The sequence below is a fragment of the Amycolatopsis thailandensis genome, from assembly GCF_002234405.1.
GTDB classification, from domain to species: domain Bacteria; phylum Actinomycetota; class Actinomycetes; order Mycobacteriales; family Pseudonocardiaceae; genus Amycolatopsis; species Amycolatopsis thailandensis.
This window is the reverse complement of the sequence record NZ_NMQT01000320.1, coordinates 1-847: the sequence shown is the minus strand read 5'-3', so window position 1 is coordinate 847 and position 847 is coordinate 1. Positions and strand designations below refer to the sequence as shown.

Genomic DNA, 847 nt, shown 5'->3' with positions numbered 1-847 from the left:
GCGCTTGAGGAAGATCCGGGCGCCGCCGGCGTGCTCACCGAAGCGCTTGGCCTCGGTGAGCAGCGACGGACGGCCGGCGTAGTCACGCAGCAGACGACGGAACTCGGCGATGAAGTCCGGGTCGGTCCTCGCCTTGTCGTACTCGGCCGCGACCTCGTCGACGACGCCGATCAAGGCTTCGGGCATGAACCGGCCACCATAGGGGCCGTAGTAGCCCCGGCCGTCCGGATCGTGCTCGCCGTGCGGTGTTTCGGTGTACTCCACGCTCATCGAGAAGGCCTCGGGCAAGCGGGGTGCGAACCGGCGGTGACCAGCTTGACCAGGGCGCCCTTCGGGTCGCCCGAAGCGACGAGACCTTCGCCCACGAGGACGGCGTCGGCGCCGTGACCCGCGTAGGACATCAGGTCGCCGGGGCCGCGGACACCGGACTCGGCGATCTTGAAGACGTCCATCGGCAGGCCGGGGGCCAGCCGCGAGAAGACGTCCCTGTCGACCTCGAGGGTGTGCAGGTTGCGGGCGTTGACGCCGATCACCTTCGCGCCGGCTTCGAGTGCCCTGTCGGCCTCTTCGGCGTTGTGGATCTCGATCAGCGCGGTCATCCCGAGGGACTCGACCCGGTCCAGCAACGCGATCAGGGCGTTCTGCTCCAGCGCCGCCACGATCAGCAGGACCATGTCCGCGCCGTGCAGCCGCGCCTCGTGGACCTGGTACGGGCTGACGATGAAGTCCTTGCGCAGCACCGGGATGTCGACCGCCGCGCGGACCGCGTCGAGGTCGGCGAGCGAACCGCCGAACCGCCGCTGCTCGGTCAGCACGCTGATGACCCGGGCCCCGCCGTCGGCTGCGC

General features: G+C 70.1%; 1 protein-coding gene and 1 pseudogene. Both read right to left on the bottom strand.

Features of this window, described 5'->3' with window-relative positions; genetic code table 11:
• A pseudogene (locus CFP71_RS42590) lies at positions 1 to 288 on the bottom strand (tryptophan synthase subunit beta); the annotation flags it as partial.
• The coding region (trpC, locus tag CFP71_RS42585) for an indole-3-glycerol phosphate synthase TrpC (protein ID WP_143267319.1) at positions 267 to 847 on the bottom strand (581 nt) is incomplete at its 5' end. The pseudogene CFP71_RS42590 and the gene trpC, both read right to left, overlap by 22 nt.